Origin of the sequence: Marinobacter sp. MMG032 (assembly GCF_040112695.1) — a bacterium.
GTDB classification, from domain to species: Bacteria; Pseudomonadota; Gammaproteobacteria; order Pseudomonadales; family Oleiphilaceae; genus Marinobacter; species Marinobacter salsuginis.
Window position 1 is genome coordinate 99,203 of the sequence record NZ_CP157802.1, and the last position, 23,525, is coordinate 122,727.

At 57.6% G+C, this 23,525-nt stretch carries 19 protein-coding genes; 11 read left to right on the forward strand and 8 right to left on the reverse strand.

The features are described 5' to 3' along the window. Position 1: 1 nt before the first annotated feature. The 5 genes from ABNF92_RS00420 to cobA all read left to right on the forward strand — a co-directional run bounded on the left by ABNF92_RS00420 (position 2) and on the right by cobA (position 6,815). Positions 2 to 2,602, forward strand: coding sequence for a DNA translocase FtsK 4TM domain-containing protein (locus ABNF92_RS00420; RefSeq protein WP_349343116.1), 2,601 nt, complete (start codon positions 2 to 4; stop codon positions 2,600 to 2,602). A 12-nt stretch (positions 2,603 to 2,614) separates the two neighbouring features. Continuing rightward, complete coding sequence (lolA, locus tag ABNF92_RS00425) at positions 2,615 to 3,262, forward strand: outer membrane lipoprotein chaperone LolA (RefSeq protein WP_349343117.1); 648 nt, start codon at positions 2,615 to 2,617, stop codon at positions 3,260 to 3,262. Further along, the gene (locus ABNF92_RS00430) at positions 3,262 to 4,599 is read left to right on the forward strand and encodes a replication-associated recombination protein A (RefSeq protein WP_291908846.1); all 1,338 of its coding nucleotides are present in this window, start codon (positions 3,262 to 3,264) and stop codon (positions 4,597 to 4,599) included. The genes lolA and ABNF92_RS00430 overlap by 1 nt, the downstream gene beginning before the upstream one ends. Before the next feature lie 87 nt (positions 4,600 to 4,686). Continuing rightward, positions 4,687 to 5,961, forward strand: coding sequence for a serine--tRNA ligase (gene serS / locus ABNF92_RS00435; RefSeq protein ID WP_349343118.1), 1,275 nt, complete (start codon positions 4,687 to 4,689; stop codon positions 5,959 to 5,961). Next, on the forward strand, positions 5,958 to 6,815 hold the full coding sequence (cobA, locus tag ABNF92_RS00440) for a uroporphyrinogen-III C-methyltransferase (RefSeq protein WP_222464558.1): 858 nt from the start codon (positions 5,958 to 5,960) through the stop codon (positions 6,813 to 6,815). Before serS ends, cobA begins: the two co-directional genes overlap by 4 nt. Positions 6,816 to 6,842: 27 nt before the next feature. Here cobA and ABNF92_RS00445 read toward each other — a convergent pair whose 3' ends face one another. Continuing rightward, positions 6,843 to 7,919, reverse strand: a complete 1,077-nt coding sequence (locus ABNF92_RS00445) for a 3-deoxy-7-phosphoheptulonate synthase (RefSeq protein ID WP_291908854.1) — start codon at positions 7,917 to 7,919, stop codon at positions 6,843 to 6,845. A gap of 175 nt (positions 7,920 to 8,094) precedes the next feature. Between ABNF92_RS00445 and ABNF92_RS00450 the strand changes: the two genes are divergently transcribed. After that, positions 8,095 to 9,918 (forward strand): DUF1631 family protein, encoded by a 1,824-nt coding sequence (locus tag ABNF92_RS00450; protein ID WP_349343119.1) that lies wholly within the window; start codon positions 8,095 to 8,097, stop codon positions 9,916 to 9,918. A 25-nt stretch (positions 9,919 to 9,943) separates the two neighbouring features. Continuing rightward, on the forward strand, positions 9,944 to 10,348 hold the full coding sequence (locus tag ABNF92_RS00455; protein ID WP_136629569.1) for a PilZ domain-containing protein: 405 nt from the start codon (positions 9,944 to 9,946) through the stop codon (positions 10,346 to 10,348). A 68-nt stretch (positions 10,349 to 10,416) separates the two neighbouring features. Here the strand turns inward: ABNF92_RS00455 and ABNF92_RS00460 are convergent, their stop codons facing one another. The 7 genes from ABNF92_RS00460 to gloB form a co-directional block, all read right to left on the reverse strand. Further along, on the reverse strand, positions 10,417 to 11,202 hold the full coding sequence (locus tag ABNF92_RS00460) for an enoyl-ACP reductase (RefSeq protein ID WP_136629570.1): 786 nt from the start codon (positions 11,200 to 11,202) through the stop codon (positions 10,417 to 10,419). Between the two features lie 65 nt (positions 11,203 to 11,267). Beyond that, positions 11,268 to 12,872, reverse strand: coding sequence for an ABC transporter ATP-binding protein (locus tag ABNF92_RS00465; RefSeq protein WP_349343120.1), 1,605 nt, complete (start codon positions 12,870 to 12,872; stop codon positions 11,268 to 11,270). A gap of 1 nt (position 12,873) precedes the next feature. Continuing rightward, entirely contained in the window at positions 12,874 to 13,902 is a 1,029-nt protein-coding gene (locus tag ABNF92_RS00470; RefSeq protein ID WP_209397238.1) for an ABC transporter permease, read from the reverse strand. Continuing rightward, complete coding sequence (locus tag ABNF92_RS00475; RefSeq protein WP_069183557.1) at positions 13,899 to 14,984, reverse strand: microcin C ABC transporter permease YejB; 1,086 nt, start codon at positions 14,982 to 14,984, stop codon at positions 13,899 to 13,901. The genes ABNF92_RS00470 and ABNF92_RS00475 overlap by 4 nt, the downstream gene beginning before the upstream one ends. A gap of 15 nt (positions 14,985 to 14,999) precedes the next feature. Next, positions 15,000 to 16,823: an extracellular solute-binding protein gene (locus ABNF92_RS00480; protein ID WP_349343121.1), complete on the reverse strand. Its 1,824-nt coding sequence runs from the start codon at positions 16,821 to 16,823 to the stop codon at positions 15,000 to 15,002. Between the two features lie 12 nt (positions 16,824 to 16,835). Continuing rightward, positions 16,836 to 18,536 carry a LysM peptidoglycan-binding domain-containing protein gene (locus tag ABNF92_RS00485; protein ID WP_349343122.1) on the reverse strand — a complete coding sequence of 567 codons (1,701 nt, stop codon included), beginning with the start codon at positions 18,534 to 18,536 and terminating at the stop codon, positions 16,836 to 16,838. A 168-nt stretch (positions 18,537 to 18,704) separates the two neighbouring features. Beyond that, complete coding sequence (gloB, locus tag ABNF92_RS00490; protein ID WP_069183560.1) at positions 18,705 to 19,499, reverse strand: hydroxyacylglutathione hydrolase; 795 nt, start codon at positions 19,497 to 19,499, stop codon at positions 18,705 to 18,707. A 96-nt stretch (positions 19,500 to 19,595) separates the two neighbouring features. Between gloB and ABNF92_RS00495 the strand changes: the two genes are divergently transcribed. From ABNF92_RS00495 to ABNF92_RS00510, 4 genes are all read left to right on the forward strand, one after another. Next, complete coding sequence (locus ABNF92_RS00495; protein ID WP_349343123.1) at positions 19,596 to 20,390, forward strand: methyltransferase domain-containing protein; 795 nt, start codon at positions 19,596 to 19,598, stop codon at positions 20,388 to 20,390. Between the two features lie 28 nt (positions 20,391 to 20,418). Continuing rightward, complete coding sequence (rnhA, locus tag ABNF92_RS00500) at positions 20,419 to 20,862, forward strand: ribonuclease HI (protein ID WP_069183562.1); 444 nt, start codon at positions 20,419 to 20,421, stop codon at positions 20,860 to 20,862. Between the two features lie 23 nt (positions 20,863 to 20,885). Further along, complete coding sequence (gene dnaQ / locus ABNF92_RS00505; protein ID WP_136629574.1) at positions 20,886 to 21,596, forward strand: DNA polymerase III subunit epsilon; 711 nt, start codon at positions 20,886 to 20,888, stop codon at positions 21,594 to 21,596. 218 nt (positions 21,597 to 21,814) lie between these two features. Continuing rightward, positions 21,815 to 23,521, forward strand: a complete 1,707-nt coding sequence (locus tag ABNF92_RS00510) for a chemotaxis protein (RefSeq protein WP_349343124.1) — start codon at positions 21,815 to 21,817, stop codon at positions 23,519 to 23,521. Positions 23,522 to 23,525 lie beyond the last annotated feature (4 nt).

A 23,525-nucleotide genomic window follows, 5' to 3' on the forward strand; every position in this document is an offset into this window, starting at 1 on the left:
CATGGCCGAATCTGCAAAAGCGAAGAAAGCACCACAGGAACTGACAGAGAAGCAGCTGCGCTTTCGCCGCCTGGCAGCCCAGGGCGCTCGGGAAGGCGCCGTTATTGCTTTGATAGCGCTCTGCATTTATCTTTCCATGGCGCTGGTGACCTTTAGTCCCTCAGATCCTGGCTGGGCCAGCATTGGTCATGACACCAGCGTCCAGAACTATGCCGGACGTACCGGCGCCTGGCTCGCCAGCCTTTTCATGGATTTCTTCGGCCACGTCGCCTATCTGTTTCCGGTGATGATCGCCGGCTACGCGCTGATGCTTATCCGGCGGCGCAACGATTCCCTGGACTTGCACTGGCCGCTGTTCATGATGCGGTTCGGTGGCTTCCTGTTGATCCTTCTTTCGGCAACCAGCCTGTTGTCGCTCTATTCCGTATTTGGTCTCGGGGCTTCCTCGGGCGGCGTGCTTGGTACGGCTGTAGCTGATGCCATGGTTCGGTTTTTCAACCTGCCGGCAACAACGCTTTTGCTGATCGCCATCTTTCTGTTCGCACTGACCGTTACAACCGGTTTGTCGTGGTTCTGGCTGATGGATCAAGTCGGTGGTCTGACCCTTCGGACAGGGCTGGCGATCAGCAGTCTGTTCAAGGGCAAGCCGAAGCCGGAAAAACCGAAACAATCGGAAAAACCAGAGGCCAAGGTCGAGCCAAGAGCAGAGCCCCCAGTGGTCAAGGATCGTGTGCCAGCTGTCGATAGCGCATTGAAAAGCCCGGATCCCGACAAGCCTCGCTGGTGGCAACGGATCCCCGGCTTCGGTCCGAAGAAGCCCAAGGCCCCGAAGGCTGCTTCAAAGCCCGAAACCGCTCGAAAGGAACCGGGCCTGGATGGTTTCTCGGCCGAAGTTGATCCAGAGCCGGCTCGGCTTGAAAGTTTCAGCTCGCAGGATGACGCGCCTGTGGCTAAAGATAAGCCTGCCAAACCTGACGAATCCTCTCAGCCTACGGGGCGTTCGGTGAAGATCTCGCCCTTCAAGAAGGACGAACAGCCTTCCCAGTCGAAAGACAAGGGCAGCAAGCAGCCTTCGCTGCTGGAAGACATAGAAAGTCCGATCCCGCCGATTTCCCTGCTGGACCCGCCGGAGGAGCATAAGGAAAAAGGCTACTCGGAAGAATCGCTGGAGCACATGTCCCGGTTGTTGGAAGAAAAGCTGGGTGATTTCGGGGTATCCGTGGAAGTGGTCGAAGTCAATCCGGGCCCGGTCATCACCCGGTTCGAGATCAAGCCGGCCCCGGGCGTGAAGGTCAGCAAGATTTCCAACCTCGCCAAGGATCTGGCACGTTCCCTGGCGGTACTGAGTGTTCGGGTTGTCGAGGTGATTCCCGGCAAGTCTGTTGTTGGTATCGAGATTCCGAATGAAGAACGAGAAATGGTCCGCCTGAGCGAAGTGCTTGGTGCCCGGGTATTCCAGGAATCCAGCTCCCCTCTGACCCTGGCGCTGGGTAATGACATCGGTGGTAACCCGATGGTGGCCAACCTCGCCAAAATGCCGCACCTCCTCGTGGCGGGTACCACCGGTTCCGGTAAGTCCGTTGGCGTCAATGCCATGCTGCTCAGCATGCTGCTGAAGGCAGGGCCGGAAGATGTCCGCTTCATCATGGTGGATCCGAAGATGCTCGAATTGAGCATCTACGATGGCATTCCACATTTGCTGGCGCCGGTGGTCACCGACATGAAAGAGGCGGCCAACGCCCTGCGCTGGTGTGTGGCTGAAATGGAGCGCCGGTACAAGTTAATGGCCAGCCTCGGTGTCCGGAATCTGGCCGGTTACAACCGCAAGATCAAAGACGCCGTGGCCGCCGGTGAACCGCTTCTGGATCCTTTCTGGAAGCCGGACGAGTATCTCGCCAATGATGAACAGGAACGTCCCGAGCTGGACACCCTGCCATTCATCGTGGTCGTGATCGACGAGTTTGCCGACATGATGATGATCGTTGGCAAAAAGGTTGAAGAGCTGATTGCCCGCATTGCACAGAAGGCAAGGGCGGCAGGTATTCACCTGATCCTCGCTACCCAGAGGCCGTCGGTTGATGTGATAACCGGCCTGATCAAGGCCAACATTCCCACCCGGATGTCTTTCCAGGTGTCGTCCAAGATCGATTCGCGGACGGTACTGGATCAGGGCGGCGCCGAGCAGCTCCTGGGGCATGGCGACATGCTCTACCTGCCACCGGGGTCGGGCCTGCCGGTTCGGGTGCATGGGGCCTTTGTGGACGACGATGAGGTTCACCGTGTTGTCAGTGCCTGGAAAGCCCGTGGCGAACCGGTCTACGTGGACGATGTCCTCAACGGAGCTGAAGGGGAGAGCCTGCCCGGGGTACCCAACCTGTCAGAAGGCGGTGGAGATAGCGAAGGCGATGCGCTCTACGACGAGGCGGTTGCGTTTGTGACTGAAGGGCGCCGCGTTTCAATTTCCTCGGTGCAGCGAAAATTCAAGATCGGGTACAACCGGGCGGCAAACCTGGTTGATGCCATGGAAGCATCCGGCGTGGTAAGCGCCGCAGGCCATAACGGCGCCCGTGAAGTTCTGGCGCCGCCGCCACCCAGAGATTAGGAGTAACGAGCCATGGCACAGTCTTTTCTGAAATACCTGTTAGTAATGGCAGCGACGGTGTTTTTCTTCAGCCCTGCGACGGCCAGTGAGGGCCAAGAGGGAGCCGACGAGCTGGCTTCGTTACTGAAGAGCTATGAATCCTATCAGGCGGATTTCATTCAGATTGTTGTCAACGAGAATGGCAACAAGGTCCAGGAAACCCGTGGTTCGTTGAAAGCAAAACGCCCGGGTCTGTTCTACTGGGAAACCAGCGCGCCCCTCTCGCAGTTTATTGTGAGCGATGGCGAAACCGTGGAGGTCTACGATCCTGATCTGGAGCAGGTTACGATTCATAAGCTCGATGACCGGGTGCAATCTACCCCGGCACTGCTGCTCAGCGGTGAAGTGGATAACCTGGAGGAAACCTACAAGGTCTCAGAGCGCCAGATCGGTGACAACACGCGCGAATTCACCCTGGAACCAAGGAGTCCTGATTCCCTTTTCACGTCACTCCGGTTGACCTTCTTCAAGGGCGAGCTTCAGGAGATGCGCATGCAGGATTCCCTTGCCCAGTTGAGTGTTCTGAGTTTTGACCGGATCAGGCTCAATGAACCGGTGGAAGCCGGTGCCTTCACCCTCGACTACCCGGAGGGTGTGGATATTATCCGGGACGGGGCCTGATGCAGGATAGCCTGTTCGCGGAATCCGCCGGTTTCCGGCCTTTGGCCGCAAAAATGCGGCCTGCAACACTGGATGACTACGTGGGCCAGGCCCACCTGGTCGGCCCCGGAAAACCTCTTCGACGTGCGGTGGAGCAGGGCCAGCTTCATTCCATGATTCTCTGGGGACCTCCCGGAGTCGGTAAGACCACTTTTGCCCAGCTTTTGGCGAACGTCAGCGATCTTAGCTTCGAGACGGTGTCTGCCGTTTTGAGCGGTGTGAAAGAGATTCGGGCTGTAGTAGAGCGGGCGCGCAATCGGAAGCAGTCCCAGGGGCGGGACACGCTCCTGTTTGTCGATGAAGTGCATCGCTTCAATAAGAGCCAGCAGGACGCGTTTCTCCCCCACATTGAAGACGGTACCTTTATCTTCGTGGGTGCGACTACCGAAAATCCTTCCTTTGAGCTTAACAGCGCCCTGCTGTCCCGTACCCGGGTCTACGTGCTCAAGAACCTTGAGGAAGAGGACATTCTTCAATTGTTACGGCGTGCGCTGGCAGCGGACGAGGGCTTCGCAGGCCGCCTGCTGGTTGATGAGGACGTGCTGACCCTGATGGCGGCAGCGTCCGGCGGCGATGCCCGCCGCGCCCTGAATATCCTGGAGGTGGCGGCCGATCTGGCCGAGCCGGACGGCTCTGGAAAGGACCGGGTTACGGCTGATCAGCTCGAACAGGTAATGCAGACAAGCCTGCGTCGATTCGACAAGGGTGGAGATGTGTTTTACGACCAGATCTCTGCACTGCATAAATCCGTTCGCGGTTCCGATCCGGACGGTTCGCTGTACTGGCTGTGCCGGATGCTCGATGGCGGCTGTGATCCGCTCTATGTTGCACGGCGTCTGGTGCGCATTGCCAGCGAAGACATTGGTAACGCTGACCCTCGTGCCCTGCAGCTTAGCATGGACGCCTGGGATGCCCAGGAGCGGCTGGGGACACCGGAAGGGGAACTGGCCCTGGCCCAGGCGGTGACCTATCTGGCGCTGGCTCCCAAAAGTAATGCGGTTTATAACGCCTTTAATCAGTGTATGGCGGATATCCGCAAAGACCCGGACTATGAGGTGCCAGTTCACCTCCGCAATGCCCCGACCAAACTGATGAAAAGCATGGGCCACGGCGATACCTACAGGTACGCCCATGATGAGCCCGAGGCCTTCGCCGCCGGCGAGTCCTACCTGCCCGAGGCCATTCATCAGCGCCGCTACTACGAGCCTGTCAATCGAGGGCTCGAGATAAAACTGGCTGAAAAGCGCCAGCGTCTGGATACCCGAAACGCCGAAAGCCCCCGAAAACGCTACAACTGAGCCTTTTGCTGCGGTAGCCACGAGCGCCAGTGCAGGTATAATGGCCAGTCATTCAAATCATCGCTAACCGGAAGATTCAGGATAATCATGCTCGATCCCAAACGTGTCCGCACCCAGACAGAAGAGATCGCCCGTCGGCTGGCCATCAAGAATTTCGAATTCGATACCGCCACCTTCGAGCAGCTTGAGGAACGCCGTCGTGCACTCCAGGTAAGTACGGAAACCCTTCAGAGCGAGCAGAACAAGCGGTCCAAGTCGATCGGGAAGGCCAAAGCGGCCGGCGAGGATATCCAGCCGCTGCTGGACGAGGTGGAAGACCTTAAGAAGCAGAGGTCTGAAGCCGAAGACGAGCTCCGCGCCCTTCAGGAAGAGCTCAACGCGTTTCTGGCCGGTATCCCGAATCTTCCGGATGAAGATGTACCGGCGGGTGATAGTGAAGACGATAACGTAGAGATTCGCACCTGGGGCACCCCAAAGGCCTTCGATTTCGAGCCCAAAGACCACGTTGCCCTGGGCGAGGGGCTGAAAGGCCTGGATTTCGAGACCGCGAGCCGGTTGGCCCATTCTCGCTTCGCCGTCATGCGAGGCCCCGTGGCAAGGCTTCATCGGGCGCTGGCCCAGTTCATGCTGGATCTGCATACCCGCGAGCATGGCTACCTCGAGACTTACGTACCGTACCTGGTGAACGCAGACAGTCTGTACGGAACCGGCCAGTTGCCCAAGTTTGAGGAAGACCTGTTCAAGACTGAGGGCGAGCATCCGTTGTACCTGATTCCCACCGCAGAAGTGCCTGCCACCAATCTGGTGTCGGACTCCATACTGGATGCCGCTGAGCTACCGTTGCAGATGGTCTGCCACACTCCCTGTTTCCGCAGCGAAGCAGGCTCTTACGGCCGGGATACCCGGGGCATGATCCGTCAGCATCAGTTTGACAAGGTAGAGCTCGTGCAGGTGGTTCGCCCCGGCGATTCAGACGCCGCGCTGGAAGCCCTGACTGGTCATGCCGAAAAGGTGCTTCAGTTGCTGGAGTTGCCGTACCGGGTGGTTGCGCTTTGCGGTGGCGACATGGGTTTTTCCGCGGCCAAGACCTACGACCTGGAGGTCTGGCTGCCAGGGCAGGACAAATTCCGTGAGATTTCCTCCTGCTCCAATACCCGCGATTTCCAGGCACGCCGCATGCATGCCCGTTGGCGTAACCCGGAAACCGGAAAGCCCGAACCTGTCCACACCCTGAACGGATCGGGTCTTGCCGTTGGCCGTGCACTGATTGCGGTCATGGAGAACTACCAGCAGGCAGACGGCAGCATTGTGGTTCCGGAGGTTCTCAGGCCGTATATGGGAGGCGTTGAAAAAATCCAATGAGTGATCAGCCAGATAGCGCACCAGGGAAGGGCGTTGGTGCAACCCCTGCACCAGTAAGGTACAGGGTCAATCCGGTAACCTCGAACCCCAACAGCTCAGCGGGTGAGGTGGCTCTTGTCGGGGCCGGCCCCGGGGACCCTGAACTGCTGACACTCAAAGCCTGGCGGCTGATCACCGCCGCGGAAGTAGTACTTTACGATCGTCTCGTGTCACCGGAAATCCTGGCCATGATCCCGGAAACTGCCGAGATGATTCATGTTGGCAAGCAGCGGGCCAACCACACCTTGCCCCAGGATCAGATCAATCAGCGGCTGGTGGATCTGGCCAGGCAGGGACGAAAAGTGGTTCGTCTCAAGGGCGGAGACCCGTTTATATTTGGTCGGGGTGGTGAAGAGATTGAAACCCTTGCCGACGCCGGTGTCCGGTTCCAGGTAGTGCCGGGTATCACCGCCGCTTCCGGCTGCGCGGCCTACGCTGGCATTCCTCTGACCCACCGGGATTACGCCCAGTCGGTTCGGTTCGTGACCGGCCATCTCAAGAACGATACCTGTGATCTACCCTGGAAGGACTTTGTCCAGAACAACCAGACCCTGGTGTTCTACATGGGGCTGGTGGGCCTGCCCATCATTTGCCGGCAGCTGGTCGCCCACGGAATGTCGCAGGATATGCCCGTGGCGTTGGTCTCGAAGGGTACAACGAGGGATCAGCGCGTGGTGACAGGGAATCTGTGCAATATCGTCGAACGGGTAGGGGCTGAAGCCGTTCAGCCGCCAACGCTGGTGATTATCGGCCACGTGGTGGCGCTGAGAGAAAGGCTCGACTGGGTAGGTGGGGTTATGAAAACGGGGAGCTGAGCTCCCCGTTTTCTCACCATGCTTTGCTCAGCCAATCTTGCGCTTGGGCAATACATCCTTGAGTTTGTCCCGCATGTCCCGGATCGCCCTCTCCGTGGTTGGCCAGTCGATACAGGCGTCGGTCACCGACACGCCGTATTTGAGATCGGCCAGATTCTCGGGAATGGACTGGTTACCCCAGTTGATGTTGCTCTCTACCATAAGGCTCTGGATGGAGGTATTGCCTTCCAGAATCTGGTGGGTTACGTCCTGCATGACCAGCGGCTGGATAGCCGGATCCTTGCTTGAGTTGGCGTGGCTGCAGTCAATCATCATCGATTTGCGCAAGCCTGCTTTATCCAACGCCTGCTCGCAGAGGGCGACGCTTACCGAGTCGTAGTTGGGTTTGCCACCGCCGCCGCGAAGAACAACGTGCCCGTAATTGTTGCCCTTGGTGCGGATAATCGCCACCTGGCCCTGCTGATCAATACCCAGGAAACTGTGGGGATGGGAAACCGACTTCATGGCGTTCACGGCAACATCAAGGCTGCCATCAGTGCCATTCTTGAAACCGATTGCCATGGACAGGCCGCTGCTCATTTCCCGGTGGGTCTGTGATTCAGTAGTACGGGCGCCGATGGCCGACCAGGCAATGGTGTCCTGCAGGTATTGTGGGGAAATTGGATCCAGTGCTTCTGTGGCTGCGGGGAGGCCCAACTCGTTGATATCCAGCAGCAAGCGACGACCGATGTGGAGGCCCTGCTCAATATCAAAGGTGTCGTTCAGGTGCGGGTCGTTGATCAGACCTTTCCAGCCAACGGTTGTACGAGGCTTCTCAAAATAGACACGCATAACGATCAGCAGCGTATCGCTGACTTCATCGGCAAGCTTCTTCAGGCGCGAGGCGTAATCCCGGGCCGCTTCTACATCGTGAATGGAGCAGGGGCCCACCACCACGAATAGCCGGTGGTCTTTGCCGTCCATGATGTCATAGATGGCCTGGCGGCCCTTTGAGACGGTTTCTGCGGCCTTGTCGGAGAGTGGCATCTCCTTCTTTAGCGCTTCAGGAGTGATCAGTGCTTCCTGGCTCGCCACATTCAGATTCTCTAGTTTGTTGCCCGACATGTTGTTCTGCTTCCCCGATTCTGATCGTTGCAGCCCTGGTGGACCATGGAATATGCCAACAGGGTTGCAGATTAACGCGAATAGCGCCGGTGCACGGTTGCGGTAAACCCCGGCGAGTTGGTTATACTGCGTTATTTACAGGGTCTTTTCAACGCTTCTTAGGTATGGGGAACGGATGTCGCAAAACAGGCAGAGACCGAAGGATGTGCCTTCCGTTGCAACGGTTTCAGGCAAGATAGACGATGTCCTGGCCGGCATACGTGTTCCTGACCTCCCGTACCCGGCGGGCAAGCTCGAACCAGAGTCTGTCAGCGACTGGCGTCCGCTTCTGATTTCATGCTGGTCCGAACAACGGGACGAGCGCGTCACCCACCTCATCCGGTCCGTCCATCTCGAGTGGTCAGCGCGTCAGGTGAACGCGGCTTATGTTGCCGACCGGATCATGGATGTCTTCCTGAAAACCAGTGGTTTGCACCCAAGTCTCGCGCGACGCGTAGCGAGACTGCGGTTTTATCTTGCCTGGCGCATGGATCTCGAGGGCAAGAAAGCCTTCAGCGGGCCCGTGCTTTCCTGGCTGGACAGTTTGCAGGAGTGGCGGGGCTGGAGCGACTCTGGCGGGCGTTCATCAAGGGTGCTTCTGGACCAGCTTGATTCGCTGGTTATTGCGGTGTCGGCCAGCTTTGAATCCGGCAGCACGGACCCCGTGGAAGCCTTCTGTCACCAATGGCAGGAAGAGTCGGCCCGAAGGGACGCCCAGGCCGGAAAGCTCCGCCAACGCCTGCTGGAGACGGAGCAGGGTGCTGCCAAACAGCGCAAGGCCGACCAGACTGCCCGCGCTCTTGTTGGCCGGGCTCTTCAGGGTCGCAGGCTTCCCATGCCGATCGTGCGGTTTATCCTCGATTACTGGCAGGGGCTGCTCAAGCAGTCCGTCTGGGACGCCGGTCTGGAAGGTGAGACTTTTCGGCATGGCAGCAAGCTTCTCGAGTGGCTGGTCTGGATCGGTGATCCTTCGCTTTCTGACAAAGACAGAAATCGCCTCTATCACGTTGGCGAACAGATCGGCGACCGACTTCTTGATGTCTGGAAACGGGTGTATAACCAGGCGCTTCCGGCGGACTCCCTGGCAGGAATCGAAGGCGTGATGGTCTCGCGACTCAGAGGAGAAACGCCAGAGCTGGTCGATGCGTTACCCGCAGCAGGTGGGTTTCAGTGGGATAGCAGTTGGCTGAGCTTTGAGGTACCGACTGAGCAAGCCTTTAAACCGTTCGAGGGGCAGTGGTTTGTCGAAGGCGAAGGGGGAGCGGAGCAGCGCCGGTATTTCTATGCCTTTCTGACCGAATCGGCAGAAATCCTTTGGACTAACGGTGCTGGTGTAAAACTGGGCCTGCAGACCTGGACTGATTTCCAGGCCGCTCTGGAAAATGAACAGATCCGCCCCCTGCCGAAACTGACGCCATTTGGAACCGTATTGGCGGAGACCGTCGAACTACTCGCGGGTGTTTGCGATAAACAGCGCCGGCAGCGGGAACAGGCTGCAGAGGCAGCAAGGCTCAGGGCCGAGGAGCTGCGGCGGGAGAAAGAAGCCGCAGAAGCTCGCCGCAGGGCGGAGGAAGCGAAGCGCGAAGCAGAGCTGGAGCGCCAGCGTCAGGCGGCCGAAGAGCAGCGCATCGCCGATGAAAAGGCCGAGGAGGCGCGGATCAGGAAGGAGCACACCCTGTTGGCTGAAAAGCAGGTAGACGCCATCAAGCTGGGCGGCTGGATCGTGGTTGAACCGGATGAAACTTCGGATGAGCCGGCCCGCCTGAAGCTGGCCGTACGCATCAATGCGTCCAGAAAGCTGGTGTTTGTCGATCGGCTGGGCCTCAATCGTCGTGAATTTCTTGAGGACGCCCTTGTAGAGGGTATTGTCGAAGGCCGGATCCGGGTTCTGGGAACCTCCGCAGAATTTGATGACACCCTCAGCAGGGTGGTTGGCCGAATCCGTGTGGGCCGAAACTGATATTGCCGAGGCAGGAAAAATAACAATGGCAGATAACGATTACACCTTTGGAACCCGGAATGAACCTCCCTTTGAGAAGGACAACCGTGCCGATTACCGCCTGACCGCCAGAGCCCGTGCAGTTCTCGAACTTGAATCCGGCTTACCGGAAGAGGAAACGCCCGAGGCCAGGGAGCTTGTCTGCGGTATTCGGGATATTTCTGCGAGCGGCCTTTGTTTGTCTTCCGGGGAGCCCCTGTCCCTGGGCGCCCTGTTACCAGCAAGCGTATCACTCGGTAACCATAACGAGCCTTTCACCTTGATGGTCGAGGTGGTCTGGTGCAGGCCGAATGAGTCGGGGTTTCTGGTGGGCGTGCGGATCATCGAATCCGATGAAACCGCGTACGTTGAATGGGTAGAGGCTGTGGCGTCCGCGATGGACCAGGGTTGACGAAACACCACCCCGTTTAACGAAAAGAGCCGGCATAAAGCCGGCTCTTCCTATCCGGGAACGGAAACTTACTCTTCCAGTTCCGCCATTCCGGTTATGTTGAAGCCCGCGTCCACGTACATGATCTCGCCGGTAATACCGGAGGCCATATCGGAACCCAGGAACGCGGCGGCGTTGCCCACTTCGTCGATGGTGACGTTGCGGCGCAGCGGTGCGCGTTTGGCGTTTTCAGCCAGCATCTTGCGGAAGCTCTTGATACCGGAGGCAGCCAGGGTCTTGATCGGGCCGGCGGAAATGCCGTTCACGCGAATACCATCACGACCCAGGCTAGCAGCCATGTAACGAACGTTGGCTTCCAGGGATGCCTTGGCCAGGCCCATTACGTTGTAATTCTGCAGAACTCGCTCGGCGCCAAGGTAACTCAGGGTAATGAGCGAGCTGCCCTCGTGCATCATGCTGCGGGCGCCCTTGGCCAGGGCCACGAAGCTGTATGAGCTGATGTCGTGTGCAATACGGAACCCGTCACGGGTGGTAACGTCAACGTAGTTGCCGTCCAGCTCGTGACCCGGGGCATAGCCAACCGCATGAACGATAATGTCGATATTGTCCCAGTGCTTGCCCAGTTCCTTGAAGACATTTTCGATCTCTTCATCGCTGGCGACATCGCAGGGGAAGGTCAGCTTGCTGCCCCATTGTTCGGCGAATTTCTCAACACGTGGCTGGAGCTTTTCGTTCTGGTAGGTGAAAGCCAGTTCAGCGCCTTCGCGGGCAAATGCCTCGGCGATGCCGTAAGCAATGGACAGTTTGCTGGCTACGCCAACGATCAGTGCTTTTTTGCCACTGAGGATTCCCATGGGTCGTTCTCCCTGTGTTCCTGATTTGGGTGCATTATCCCTGAGTGCTCTGGCCGGGGTAACGCTCAAATAGTCGTAGTTGTATTCTGGTAAAAGAACGCGGCACTCAGCAGCTCACGGGTATAGTCCGCGCGAGGTGAATGGAAGATCTCATCCGCATTACCGTATTCCACGATCCGGCCGTGTTGTAGAACCAGGAGTTTGTGGCTCAGGGCGCGTACAACGGCCAGGTCATGGCTGATAAAGATATAGCTTAGACCATAACGGGTCTGGATATCCCTCAACAGTTCAATGACCTGCTTTTGTACCGTGCGGTCCAGGGCAGAGGTGGGTTCATCCAGAATGATCAGGTCGGGCTGCAGTACCAGTGCCCGCGCAATGGCAATGCGCTGCCGCTGGCCGCCGGAGAATTCATGGGGGTACCGGTGACGCGCCTCGGGATCCAGGCCGACATCGGTCAGCGCACGTATGACTTTCCTATCGTGTTCGGCGGCGTTTTCCGCATCGTGAATTTCCAGCCCCTCACGGACGATTTCTGCGATGGACATTCTCGGGCTCAGGCTACCGAACGGGTCCTGGAAGACGATCTGGACACGCCGCCGCCAGGGCCGGAATTCCTTCTGGTTGAGAAATGCCAGTTCTTCGCCGGCAAGGCGGATACTTCCAGTGCTTGCGGTAAGCTTCAGCAAGGCGTGGCCTATGGTGGTTTTGCCGCTGCCGCTTTCCCCGACAATACCAAGGGTTTCTCCTCGACCGAGCTGGAAATCCGCACCTTGTACGGCGTGAAAGGATTCCTTTACCTTGCCCAGAAGGCTTTTGCGGATCGGGAAGCGCACGTCCAGGTTTTCGACGGCCAGCAACGGCTCTGCGTGGTTTCCGGGGGGCAGGGGCGCTTCCGGAGGTTCGGCATCCAGCAGCTTTCGGGTGTAGGCATGCTGTGGGCTGGCGAAAAGGGTGTTGGTATCAGCTTCTTCCACGAGTTTTCCGCGCTCCATAACCGCCACCCGGTCTGCGTAGCGTCGTACGATGGTCAGATCGTGGGTGATCAGCAGGATGGCCATTCCCAGTTTCTTCTGCAGATCTCGGAGCAGTTCCAGAACCTGCTTCTGGACTGTTACATCCAGCGCGGTGGTGGGCTCATCCGCGATCAGTAGGTCCGGCTCGTTGGCCAGGGCCATGGCGATCATCACACGCTGCTTCTGTCCGCCCGACAACTGGTGAGGGTAAGCACATAGCTTGGACTCCGGGTTCTGTATCCCCACAAGGTTCAGCAGTTCCAGGCATCGCTGCCTGGCCTGGGGACCACGCATCCCCTTGTGCAGCTCCAGGGTTTCGCCAATCTGCTTTTCCACGGTGTGCAACGGATTCAGGGATGTCATCGGTTCCTGGAAGATCATGCCGATCTCCCGGCCACGAATCTGGCGCATTCGCCTTTCTGTAGCAGCCAGCAGGTCCTCACCCCGGTACCGGATTTGCCCGCTGGGGTAGCTGGCGTGGCGTGCATCAAGAAGCCGAAGGATCGAAAGCGCGGAAATGGATTTTCCGGAGCCGCTTTCGCCTACTAGCGCCAGGGTTTCTCCTTCCCGAATAGCCAGCGATAGCGATTCGACCGCTGCGGGCCCCTGATCGAAACAGATGGAGAGATCTGAGATCTGAAGCAGTTGGTTCATATCAGCTCTTCCTGGGATCAAAGGCATCGCGCACGGCTTCGCCAACAAACACCAGCAAGGTGAGCATCAGCGACAACGAGACAAAAGCAGAAATGCCCAGCCAGGGGGCATGCAGATTGGCCTTGCCCTGGGCGATCAGTTCACCCAGCGAGGGCGAACCAGAGGGCAGACCGAAGCCAAGGAAATCCAGGGAGGTCAGCCCAGTAATCGCTCCGGTAAGAATGAACGGCAGAAAGGTGAGGGTGGCCACCATGGCGTTTGGCAGGATATGCCGGAACATGATCTTGCGGTTGTCCAGCCCGAGCGCTCGGGCCGCTTTGACGTACTCGAAGTTGCGGGCCCGGAGGAATTCCGCCCGGACCACATCCACCAGCCCCATCCAGCTGAACAGCAGCATAATGCCCAGCAGCCACCAGAAGTTTGGCTGCACAATACTGGACAGAATGATCAGCAGATACAGAACCGGCAAGCCAGACCAGATCTCGATAAACCGCTGTCCCAGCAGATCGATCTTTCCGCCGTAAAAGCCCTGGATAGCACCGACAACAACGCCAACAATGCAGCTTGCAATGGTCAGGGTAAGACCAAATAGAACCGAGATGCGGAAACCGTAAATCACCCGGGCGGCAACATCCCGGCCCTGGTCGTCGGTGCCGAGCCAGTTCTCGGCACTGGGTGGCGCCGGTGAGGGCACCTCAAGATCGTAATTGATGGTGTTGTAGCTGAACCGGATGGGTGGCCAGACCATCCAGCCATTGGCACTGATCTCATCTGAGATAAACGGGTCCCGATAATCCGCCTCCGTGGGCAGAAAACCACCAAAGGTCTCTTCTGGTACCGACTGGATAACTGGAAAATACAGGTCACCCTTATAGGAGACGATCAGCGGAGAATCGTTGGCAATCAGCTCGGCCGCCAGTGACAGACCGAACAGAGCCAGAAAGATCCACAACGACCAGAAACCACGCCGGTTTTTCCGGAAGTTACGCAGGCGTCTCTGCTGGATTGGAGTCAGGGAACGGAAACTCACGCACCCTCCCGGCTTTCAAAATCGATCCGGGGATCGACCAGGACATAGGTGATGTCGCTGATCAGCTTCAGGATGAGCCCCATCAGGGTAAAGATATACAGGGTGCCGAAGATCACCGGGTAGTCACGATTCAGGGCGGCCTCAAAACCCAGCAATCCGAGCCCGTCGAGGGAGAAGATGACCTCGATAAGCAGTGAGCCAGTAAAGAAGAGGGCGACCAGAACACCCGGCAAACTGGCAATCACGATCAGCATGGCGTTGCGGAACACATGCCCGTAGAGCACTTCTTTCTGGTCCAGCCCTTTTGCGCGGGCAGTCACCACGTACTGTTTTCCGATTTCATCCAGGAACGAGTTCTTGGTGAGCAGGGTGAGGGTGGCAAAACCGCCAATCACGTTTGCAGTCACTGGCAACGCCAGGTGCCAGAAGTAATCCCCGATTTTCTGGTACCAGGTAAGCTCGTCGAAATTGGACGAAGTAAGGCCGCGAAGCGGGAACCAGTCAAAGTAACTGCCGCCGGCGAACAGCACGATGAGGAGTATGGCAAACAGGAAGCCGGGGATCGCATAGCCCACCACAATGGCCGAACTGGTCCAGACATCGAACCGGGAGCCGTCAGTGACCGCTTTGCGGATGCCCAGGGGAATGGATATGAAATAGATAATCAGGGTCGACCAGAGGCCCAGTGAGATGGATACGGGCATCTTGTCCAGAATCAGCTCAATGACGCTTTTCTCGCGAAAAAAGGAATCGCCGAAGTTGAAGGTGGCGTAATCACCGAGCATCTTGAAGAAGCGTTCGTGGGCCGGCTTGTCGAAGCCATACATGACTTCGATTTCCTTCAGGAGTTCGTCCGGTATGCCCCGGGAGCCACGGGTGTCGCCGGAAGAATCGGCCACCTCGCCACCGGTGCCGCCGCCAGAGGCCCGGGCAAGGGCGCTGCCTCCATGGCCTTCCATTTCCGCAATTAACTGCTCAACCGGTCCGCCCGGAGCGGCCTGCACGATAACAAAGTTGAGCAGCATGATCCCGATCAGCGTGGGAATGATCAGCGCCAGACGCCTGAGTATGTAGATGCCCATTTAGCGGCGTTTTCCTCAGGGCTTCGCCCACCAGTTGTCCAGGTCAATGCCGTTCTTGGGCGTCTCGGCCGGACGTTGCAGATGGTTCCAGTAGGCGACGCGATCGCTTCTCAGGTGCCAGTGGGGAATCACGTAGTGGTGGTGCAGCAGAACCCGGTCCAGCGCACGAACCCGGTGCACCAGCTCCTCGCGGTCGGGCGCCTGAATCACCATGCTTACGAGCTCGTCGATCACCGGATCGCTCACGCCCATGTAGTTCCGTGACCCTTTGGCGTCCACGGTAGAAGAATGCCAGTATTCCCGCTGCTCGTTACCCGGTGAATCCGACTGGCCGAACACCTGGGTGATCATGTCAAAATCGAATTCCCGCAAACGCTGGATATACTGGTTGCTGTCTACCAGGCGGACAGTGATATCAATGCCAAGCCGGCCGAGGTTGTTCTTGAAGGGTAACACCACCCGCTCGAAACTCTTCTGGAACAGCAGTATTTCGAACGCCAGTGGTTCGCCGGACTCTCCGTGTACCATTTTGCCGTCCCGGATCTCATAGCCCGCTGACTTCAGCAGCTCCATGGCTGTCCTGAGATTTTCTCGCAATCCCTGCTGACCCTCTGTTGTGGGCGGCTGATACTCTTCTGTGAAGACCTCTTCGGGGAGCTGATCCCGGTAGGGCTCCAGTATCTCAAGTTCCCGACCTTCTGGCAGCCCAGAGGAAGCCAGGTCGCTATTCTCGAAATAGCTGTCCGTGCGGGTGTACTGGTCAAAGAACAGGTTCTTGTTGGCCCACTGGAAATCAAAGCCATAGGCCAGGGCTTCTCGCACAAGTGGGTCGGAAAACACCTTACGGCGGGTATTGAAGGCGAAACCCTGCATACCCGAGGGGCGGTGGTGTTCAATGGCTTCCTTGATAATGGTGCCATTTTCAAACCGTTCACCAGTGTAGGCCGTTGCCCAGTTCTTGGCGGAGGACTCCAGACGGAAATCGAAACTGCCCGCTTTGAAGGCTTCAAGGGCCACGGTGTCATCGGTGTAGTAATCGTAGGTGATCTGGTCGAAGTTGAACCGGCCCTTCCTGACCCCGATGTCTTTGGCCCAGTAGTCCTTTACCCACTCATAGGTTATGGACCGGCCTGCCTCGAAGTCGCCGATCCGGTAGGGGCCACTGCCCACAGGCGGGTTGAGCCCGTTCTTGCCAAACTCACGATCGGCCCAGTAGTGCGCCGGCAAGATCGGCATCTGGCCCAGAATCAGTGGCAGCTCCCGGTTGCTGGTATCGCTGAAGTCAAAACGTACCCGGCGACGGTCCTCTACCGTCACCGAACTGACGTCGGCGTAGTAGTTTCGGAAGAAGGGGTGCCCCTTGGTTGTCAGGGTTTCGAACGAAAATTTCACATCTTCTGCGGTAATGGCTTCGCCATCCTGGAATTTCGCCTGTTCCCGGATATTGAAAACCACGTAGCTCCGGTCTTCAGGGGTTTCCAGGGATTCGGCAATCAGGCCGTAGGCAGAAAAGGGTTCATCATCCGAGGATTCCAGCAGGGTATCGTAGAGATAGGTGCTGATACCTGCTGCAGCCACGCCCCGGATATCGAACGGATTGAAGGAGTCGAAACCGTTGGCCACCACGGCCATCTTCAGCGTACCGCCTTTGGGGGCGTCCGGATTCACGTAGTCAAAATGAGTGAAACCGGCGGGGTATTTGGTGTCGCCGTGCATGGCCATGCCATGTGCTGGCATTGCCTCTTGGGCGGCGGAAAATGGAGAAATGAACGGTGTGGCAATCAGAGCCAGGGCTGAAAAAAACGACGTAAGGGATGAGGCTTTCCGTGTTCTTGTCATAAGTCTCGCACGTCAGGGACTGTTTCGGATATCAACGTAGAGTACCAGACTTTGCCCGGGTTGCAGATAACGGGCCGTATTCAGGTCGTTCCAGCTTGCGATGTCCCGCACATTCACGGAAAAACGGCTGGCAATCCGGGCCAGAGAATCGCCTTTGCGTACCCGATAGCCGACTTTACGCACCATGGCTTTGCCGCGAGTACTATTGGTTGCCACCATCGTGGGCTGATTGGTTTTGGACCAGATGACCAGTTCCTTGCCCGGGATCAGCGGGTCACCGGGAGCCATACCATTCCAGGCAGCTACTTCACGCACAGAAACCCGGTGCTCCCGGGCAATGTCCCAGAAGGTATCGCCTTTGCGAACGGTGTAGCGCACCTTGTTTCCGTCTCGCTTACGCTCCTGTTTGCGCTCGAGGCGTTGGGAGGCGCTCAGGGCGTAAGCGTCACTACCCTTGGACGCGGACGGGATCATAAGGCGCTGGCCAATGCGGATCAGATCGCCGTCCAGGTTGTTCACCTGCTGCAATACAGACGGAGTCGTCGAGAATTTGCGGGAAATTGAATTCAGGCTGTCGCCGGATTTGACCTTGTAGTTGCGCCAGGAGACCCGCTGATTTGCAGGAATCTGCGCCAATGCCGTGCGGAATTTCTCGGCGTTCTGAACCGGAACAAGCAGCCGGTGAGGGCCGTCCGGAGAGGTTGCCCAACGGTTGTAGGAGGGGTTGAGCAGGTAGATTTCATCCACATCGACACCGGCCAATTCAGCAGCCTGGGCGAGATCCAGCTGGGAGCCCGTTTCAACAATCTCGAAGTAGGGCTCGTCTTTCAGCGATGGCAGCTCTATGCCATAGGCCTCGGGATTGTCGAATATTTTCGCCAGCGCAATCAGCTTGGGAACGTAATGGCGGGTTTCCCGCGGCAGCTGCAATGACCAGAAGTCGGTCGGCTTGTTGCTGTTACGATTCCGGCGCATGGCGCTGGAAACCGTGCCACCGCCGCTGTTGTAGGCGGCCAGGGCCAGGGTATGGTCGCCGTCAAACCGGTTCGCCAGACGGTCAAGGTAGGTCAGGGCGGCGTCGGTGGCGGCAATAACGTCCCGACGCTCATCGTGCCACCAGCTCTGGGTAAGACCGAAGTACTTTCCTGTCGATGGAATAAACTGCCAGAGACCGGCGGCCCGGCCATGGGAATAGGCGAAGGGATCGAACGCGCTCTCAACAATGGGGAGCAGGGCATACTCGGCCGGCAGGCCGCGCTTTTCAGTCTCATTGACAATGTAGTGCAGGTAGCGGCTACCACGCTCCACCACCCGGTCGATGTAACCGGGATGGCGGGCATACCAGTTTAACTGGTCCCGGACGCGCTCATTGTCGATATCATGATCCAGTACGAATCCGGAGCGAAGCCTGGCCCACAGGTCCTGCTCGACCGCTTCTGCTTCTGTTGTTTTCTGTACTGGATTGTCGAGCTTATCCCGGGCATCCCTGGCAGCGTCCTTGAGTTCGGGCGCAATGGCTTCGTCAAGCGGCTCGTTGCGAGTGACGTCGCCGTTCTCTCCGGTTTCAACGGCTTTCTTCAGCCCCTCGTCGCCAGCGGCAACGGCAACTTCCTGAGTGTTCAGGGGGCTTTCCTCGCCCTGATTGATCAGGCTACTGCAGCCGCTGGCCAAGGCTCCGGCGAAAAACATCAACGACAATCGACTGACCGACATAAAGACATCCGGTTTCAGGTTGAGGCCGGACTCAGCAACTGAAAACCCGGCGTATTGAATAATTTACGGTAACAAAGTTGAAACGATTCTATGGGACCGCTTTTTAAAGGGTCAAGAAACCTCTCGTTACGGCTATGAGAGGATTTGTTAAGTGCGTAGCGCAGGCCGTCAGAAGTTATCCTTGCCGTGGCGTATGGCCGCAAAGATGGCGTTTTCGGAATCCGCCGGCAAACCGTGGCTCGCACAATAGGCTCGGGCCGAATCCACGACAGCCGGATCATCCCAGCGGAGAAATGGATTCAGCCGTTTCTCGTCATCCAGTACCGAGGGGACGGTGGGCCTTCCCTCATTACGAGCGGCCTGGCACTGCTGCTCGAAATCCCGAAGTCCCTCGTCTTCAGGGAGCCAGCTTCTGGCGAAACGGAGATTGGCTAGGGTGTATTCGTGGGCGCAATAAACCGCGGTTTTACCCGGCAGGGCCCTCAGGGTCTGGAGCGATTGGCGCATCTGTTCAGGAGAACCCTCGAACAGGCGACCGCAACCACAGACGAACAGGGTATCGCCGCAGAACAGAACCGGCCGGCCCTGAACCTCTACATCCGTGAAATAGGCTATGTGGTCCAGGGTATGACCGGGTACGCCCAGCACCTGGAAAGTGATGTCTCCCCAGATCACCTCGTCGCCCGGGTGAACCAGGTTGGTACTACCCTTATAAGGGGAATCCGCGGGGCCGGTGACACGGCAATCCGGAAAACGGGAAACCAGTTCTTTGACGCCGCCAACGTGGTCCGGGTGGTGATGGGTCACAAGGATGGTGTCCAGTGTCAGGTTGTTCGCGGCCAGGTGGTCCAGAACCGGTTGAGCCTGCCCCGGGTCCACAATCAACGCTTTATCGCTGTTGGTGTCCGAAAGGCACCAGATATAGTTGTCACTGAACGCGGGTATGGCAGAAATGGTCAACATAGGGCCCCACATGTGCTTATCGAATGTGACTGATATGATAGAGCATTAAATACAAGGCCCCAACCACAGGTTCCGGCTTCCGGGAGTGCCGCTTTGGTGAGTGAATCCGACGCAGTTGATTATTCCGCCAGACATGAAAGCTTTGAGCGCTGGTTCCAGACCCCGCTGGGGCGGGCACTTCTGGCAGACCAGAGGCGGTTTGTGGACGCCGAACTCCAGCGCCTCACTGGCGCCAGACAATTGCAGGTAAGCATCAGCCACCGCCTGCCACTGGCTACGGGAACGGATTTCTCCCAGAAGATCATGACAACGCCGCGATGGTATCCCCACATCCCCGAGGGAGTCGCCATTTGCGATGCTGACGAGTTGGCCTTTCCAGGTGACTCCATGGATCTGGTGGTGCTGCACCACGCTGCGGATTTTTCACCCTATCCGCATCAGGTGATTCGGGAGGCAGCGCGTGTGCTTCGCGGAGAAGGGACCATGGCTTTGTTTGGATTCAATCCGCTCAGCCTCTGGGGAGCACGGAAACTGATCACCAGGAGTAGCGAAGGCCCATGGGGCGGTCGTTTCCTGTTGCGCGGTCGGATGGAAGACTGGCTTCACCTGCTGGGCTTCAATGTCGAGGCGTCCGTCACGAGGTTCTTCCGAGCGCCTCTCCAACGCGCCGGACGAAAGCCACGGTCCCGTATCGATGATCGCCTGTCGGGAAATCGACTCCTGCCAGTGGGCGCCTATTACTGTATCCTTGCCAAAAAACGCGTGCATGCACGGCTGCCAAGACGCCCTGTCTGGCGACAAAGCAAGGTCATTGCCTTGCCGGGGACTGGCACCGTTGGCGCCTCCCGGGGCTGCAGCCGGAGCGGTTCGTCCCCAAGCAAGCGTAACTGATCCATTGATTATCGAACCAGGAGACTGAATGGCCGGCAAGGTAACCCTTTACACTGATGGCGCCTGCAAGGGCAATCCGGGCCCGGGAGGCTGGGGAGTGGTTCTGCGCTATGGCGATAACCGCAAAACCCTGCACGGCGGCGAAGCCAGAACCACCAACAATCGTATGGAGCTCATGGCGGCCATTCGGGGCCTCGAGGCCCTGAAGCGCCCGTGTGAAGTGGAGTTATTCACAGACTCACAATACGTTCGCAAGGGTATTACTGAATGGATGGCGGGCTGGAAACGCAATGGCTGGAAAACCTCTGCGAAAAAACCCGTCAAGAACGAGGATCTCTGGCGGGAGCTGGATTCCGAAGTCGCCCGGCACAAGATTAACTGGCACTGGGTCAAGGGGCATTCCGGCGTGCCCGACAATGAGCTGGCGGATGAACTCGCCAATCGCGGTGTCGAAGAGCTTTCCAACGCATAACTGCAGATAACCAGGTACAGGCAATGAGACAGATCGTACTGGATACAGAGACTACGGGTATTGATCCCGCAGAAGGCCATCGAATCATTGAGATCGGCTGCGTTGAACTTATGGAGCGCCAGCTCACCGGTCGCAACTACCACGTTTATATCAATCCCGACCGAGAGGTTGAGGCCGAGGCCATCACGGTCCACGGCATTACCAATGAGTTCCTGGCCGATAAACCCCGATTTGCCGAGATTGCCGACGAATTCTTCGAGTTCATCAAGGGAGCGGAGCTGGTTATCCATAACGCCGCCTTCGACGTTGGCTTCATGGATTCGGAATTCGCCCGGGTGAAGCCGGTGCGTAAGACCGCTGATCACTGTTCGATTGTCGATTCGCTCGCTATCGCAAGGGCACGCCACCCCGGGCAGAAGAACAATCTGGATGCGCTCTGTAAACGCTATGGCGTGGACAACAGCAACCGTGACCTTCACGGCGCTTTGCTGGATGCGGAAATCCTGGCCGACGTTTACCTGCTGCTCACCGGCGGCCAGACCGCGCTGTCACTGGATGCCGGCTCCGAAAGTGGTGGCGGCAACGGCGGAATCAGGCGGCTTCCGGCTGACAGAAAGCCGCTTTCCGTTGTTCGGGCCTCGAGTGCTGAAAATGAAGCCCATGACGAGTTCATGTCGCTGCTCGAGAAACAGGCCGGTGAAACCGTCTGGGGTAAACTCCAGAGCGCAGAATGAGAACTGGGTCGGCCTGTACTAAATGTTACATTCCGCCTTTCTTGAGGTACTTGAGTTTTATGTTATAAGTAATGATAAGTTCGCCAGTTTTTTGCGAACTGTCTTTGGCCGGATAAGGGGTTAACCGGCCCAGAACAAAAAGGCCTGGTCCGCTGCAGCCGGACCAGAGACCACCAAAGAGGATGCGGTAGTCTCCGCAATATTAACGGGAAGCGTTTATGGTTCAGTCGTCTCTCGCGACGAAATCGCAGTCGTTTGATCTGGTCAAAAGTGAAATCGAACAGACCATCAAGCAGGCAGAATCCAGCCTTGAACGCTTTCAGGAAAACCGCGAAAGGGGTGAGGATCTCCAGAACTGTGTTGATTTCATCAATCAGTTGCGGGGTATTTTCATCCTGGTGGAGCTTCGGGGTGGCACTTTGCTGTGCCAGGAAGCGGTCACCATGGCCAACGACGTACCCGTTGGTGCCAACGACGACAAAAACATCCTCCTGACCACACTGAACAGCGCGCTATTTATTCTCCGCCGCTATGTGGAGTATTACCACCAGCAAAGGGAAGATCATCCCGAACTGCTGCTTCCTGTTATTAATGATCTCCGGGAAGCCCGGCGCGAGAAACCCTATCCCGAATCCTGTTTTTTTGATGTCGATGTCAAGGAACGCCCGGATTTCTGTGCCGGCATGCCGCTGCAGGCCTTTGACGGTAATGAGGCCGATTACGAAATTATGGCTCGCCGCATGCGGCTGACTTTCCAGGTTGCACTTCTGGGCATTCTCCGCGATCGAAACGACGTGGTGAATAAAAAGCTGATCGGGCGAGCGTCTCGTGGTCTTGCACGCCTGTGCCAGGGTGCGCCAATGGGGCAGATGTGGTGTCTTGTCGGGATTGTTGCGGACACCATGCTTGATCGGGCGATGGTGTTCACCAAGGCCCGCAAGCGCATGTTCATGCGGATCGAAAAGTATGCCCGGGAAGTGGTTTACGTGGGCAAAGTCGCCACCGGCAAAGACGCCCCGGATTCCTTGATCCGCGACCTGATCTATCTGCTGTATCGCAGTGGCTCTGCCAACCCTGAAGTCACCCAGGTGCTGTCCGCCTATCATCTCGCGCCAGCCGATTTTCCCGACTCCATGCTCGAGGCCCATGCCCGCAGGTTATATGGCCCCGGCAGCGACGTTCTCAAGTCCCTGTCAGAAGCGCTACAGGATGAATTGAACCAGTTGAAAGACAAGCTGGACATCATCGAGCGTGGCATAGAGCCGGATCTGGCCGAGTTGTCTTCCATTGCTGATGCCCTTGAGCGTCTAGCAAACACCCTGGTTATGCTGGACCTGAATAAGCTGGCGAGCGTTTCACGGGAAGAGGCGGGCAAACTCCGGAGCTGGGAAGAAGAGTCCCGGCTGCCTGGTGATGATGAGCTTTACCGGCTGGCGGATTCCGTTCTGGGCATTGAAGATGCCGTAATGCAGATTGTCACCCGGGGTATTACGTCGGAAACCGATGCCCTGGCCAGTGGTGGGCGCAAGCGTGAAGAGTCTGTGTACCTTCGGGAAGCGCTGTATGTGGTTGCCGATGAAGCCCGTGGTGCGCTGACCCTGGCCAAACGAGCGATTACTGCCTTTATCGAATCCGACTACGACAAGCTCCATCTGGCGAACCTGCCGGCAACCCTGCACAGCATCTGGGGCGGCCTGCAGATGGTTAACGACCCCGGGGCTGCGGGCGTTCTTGAACGTGTGGCAGCCTCTATCCAGGAACGTTTGCTAGATGCCAAGGAAGCCCCTGCAGCCCAGGTACTTGAAGCACTTGCCGACGCGCTGACGTCACTCGAGTACTACATCGAGAACATCGGCAAGAGTGAAGACCGTAATGTTGACCTCCTGAAGCTGGCTGAATCGTCGCTGGACGACGTAGGTTTGTAGTTCT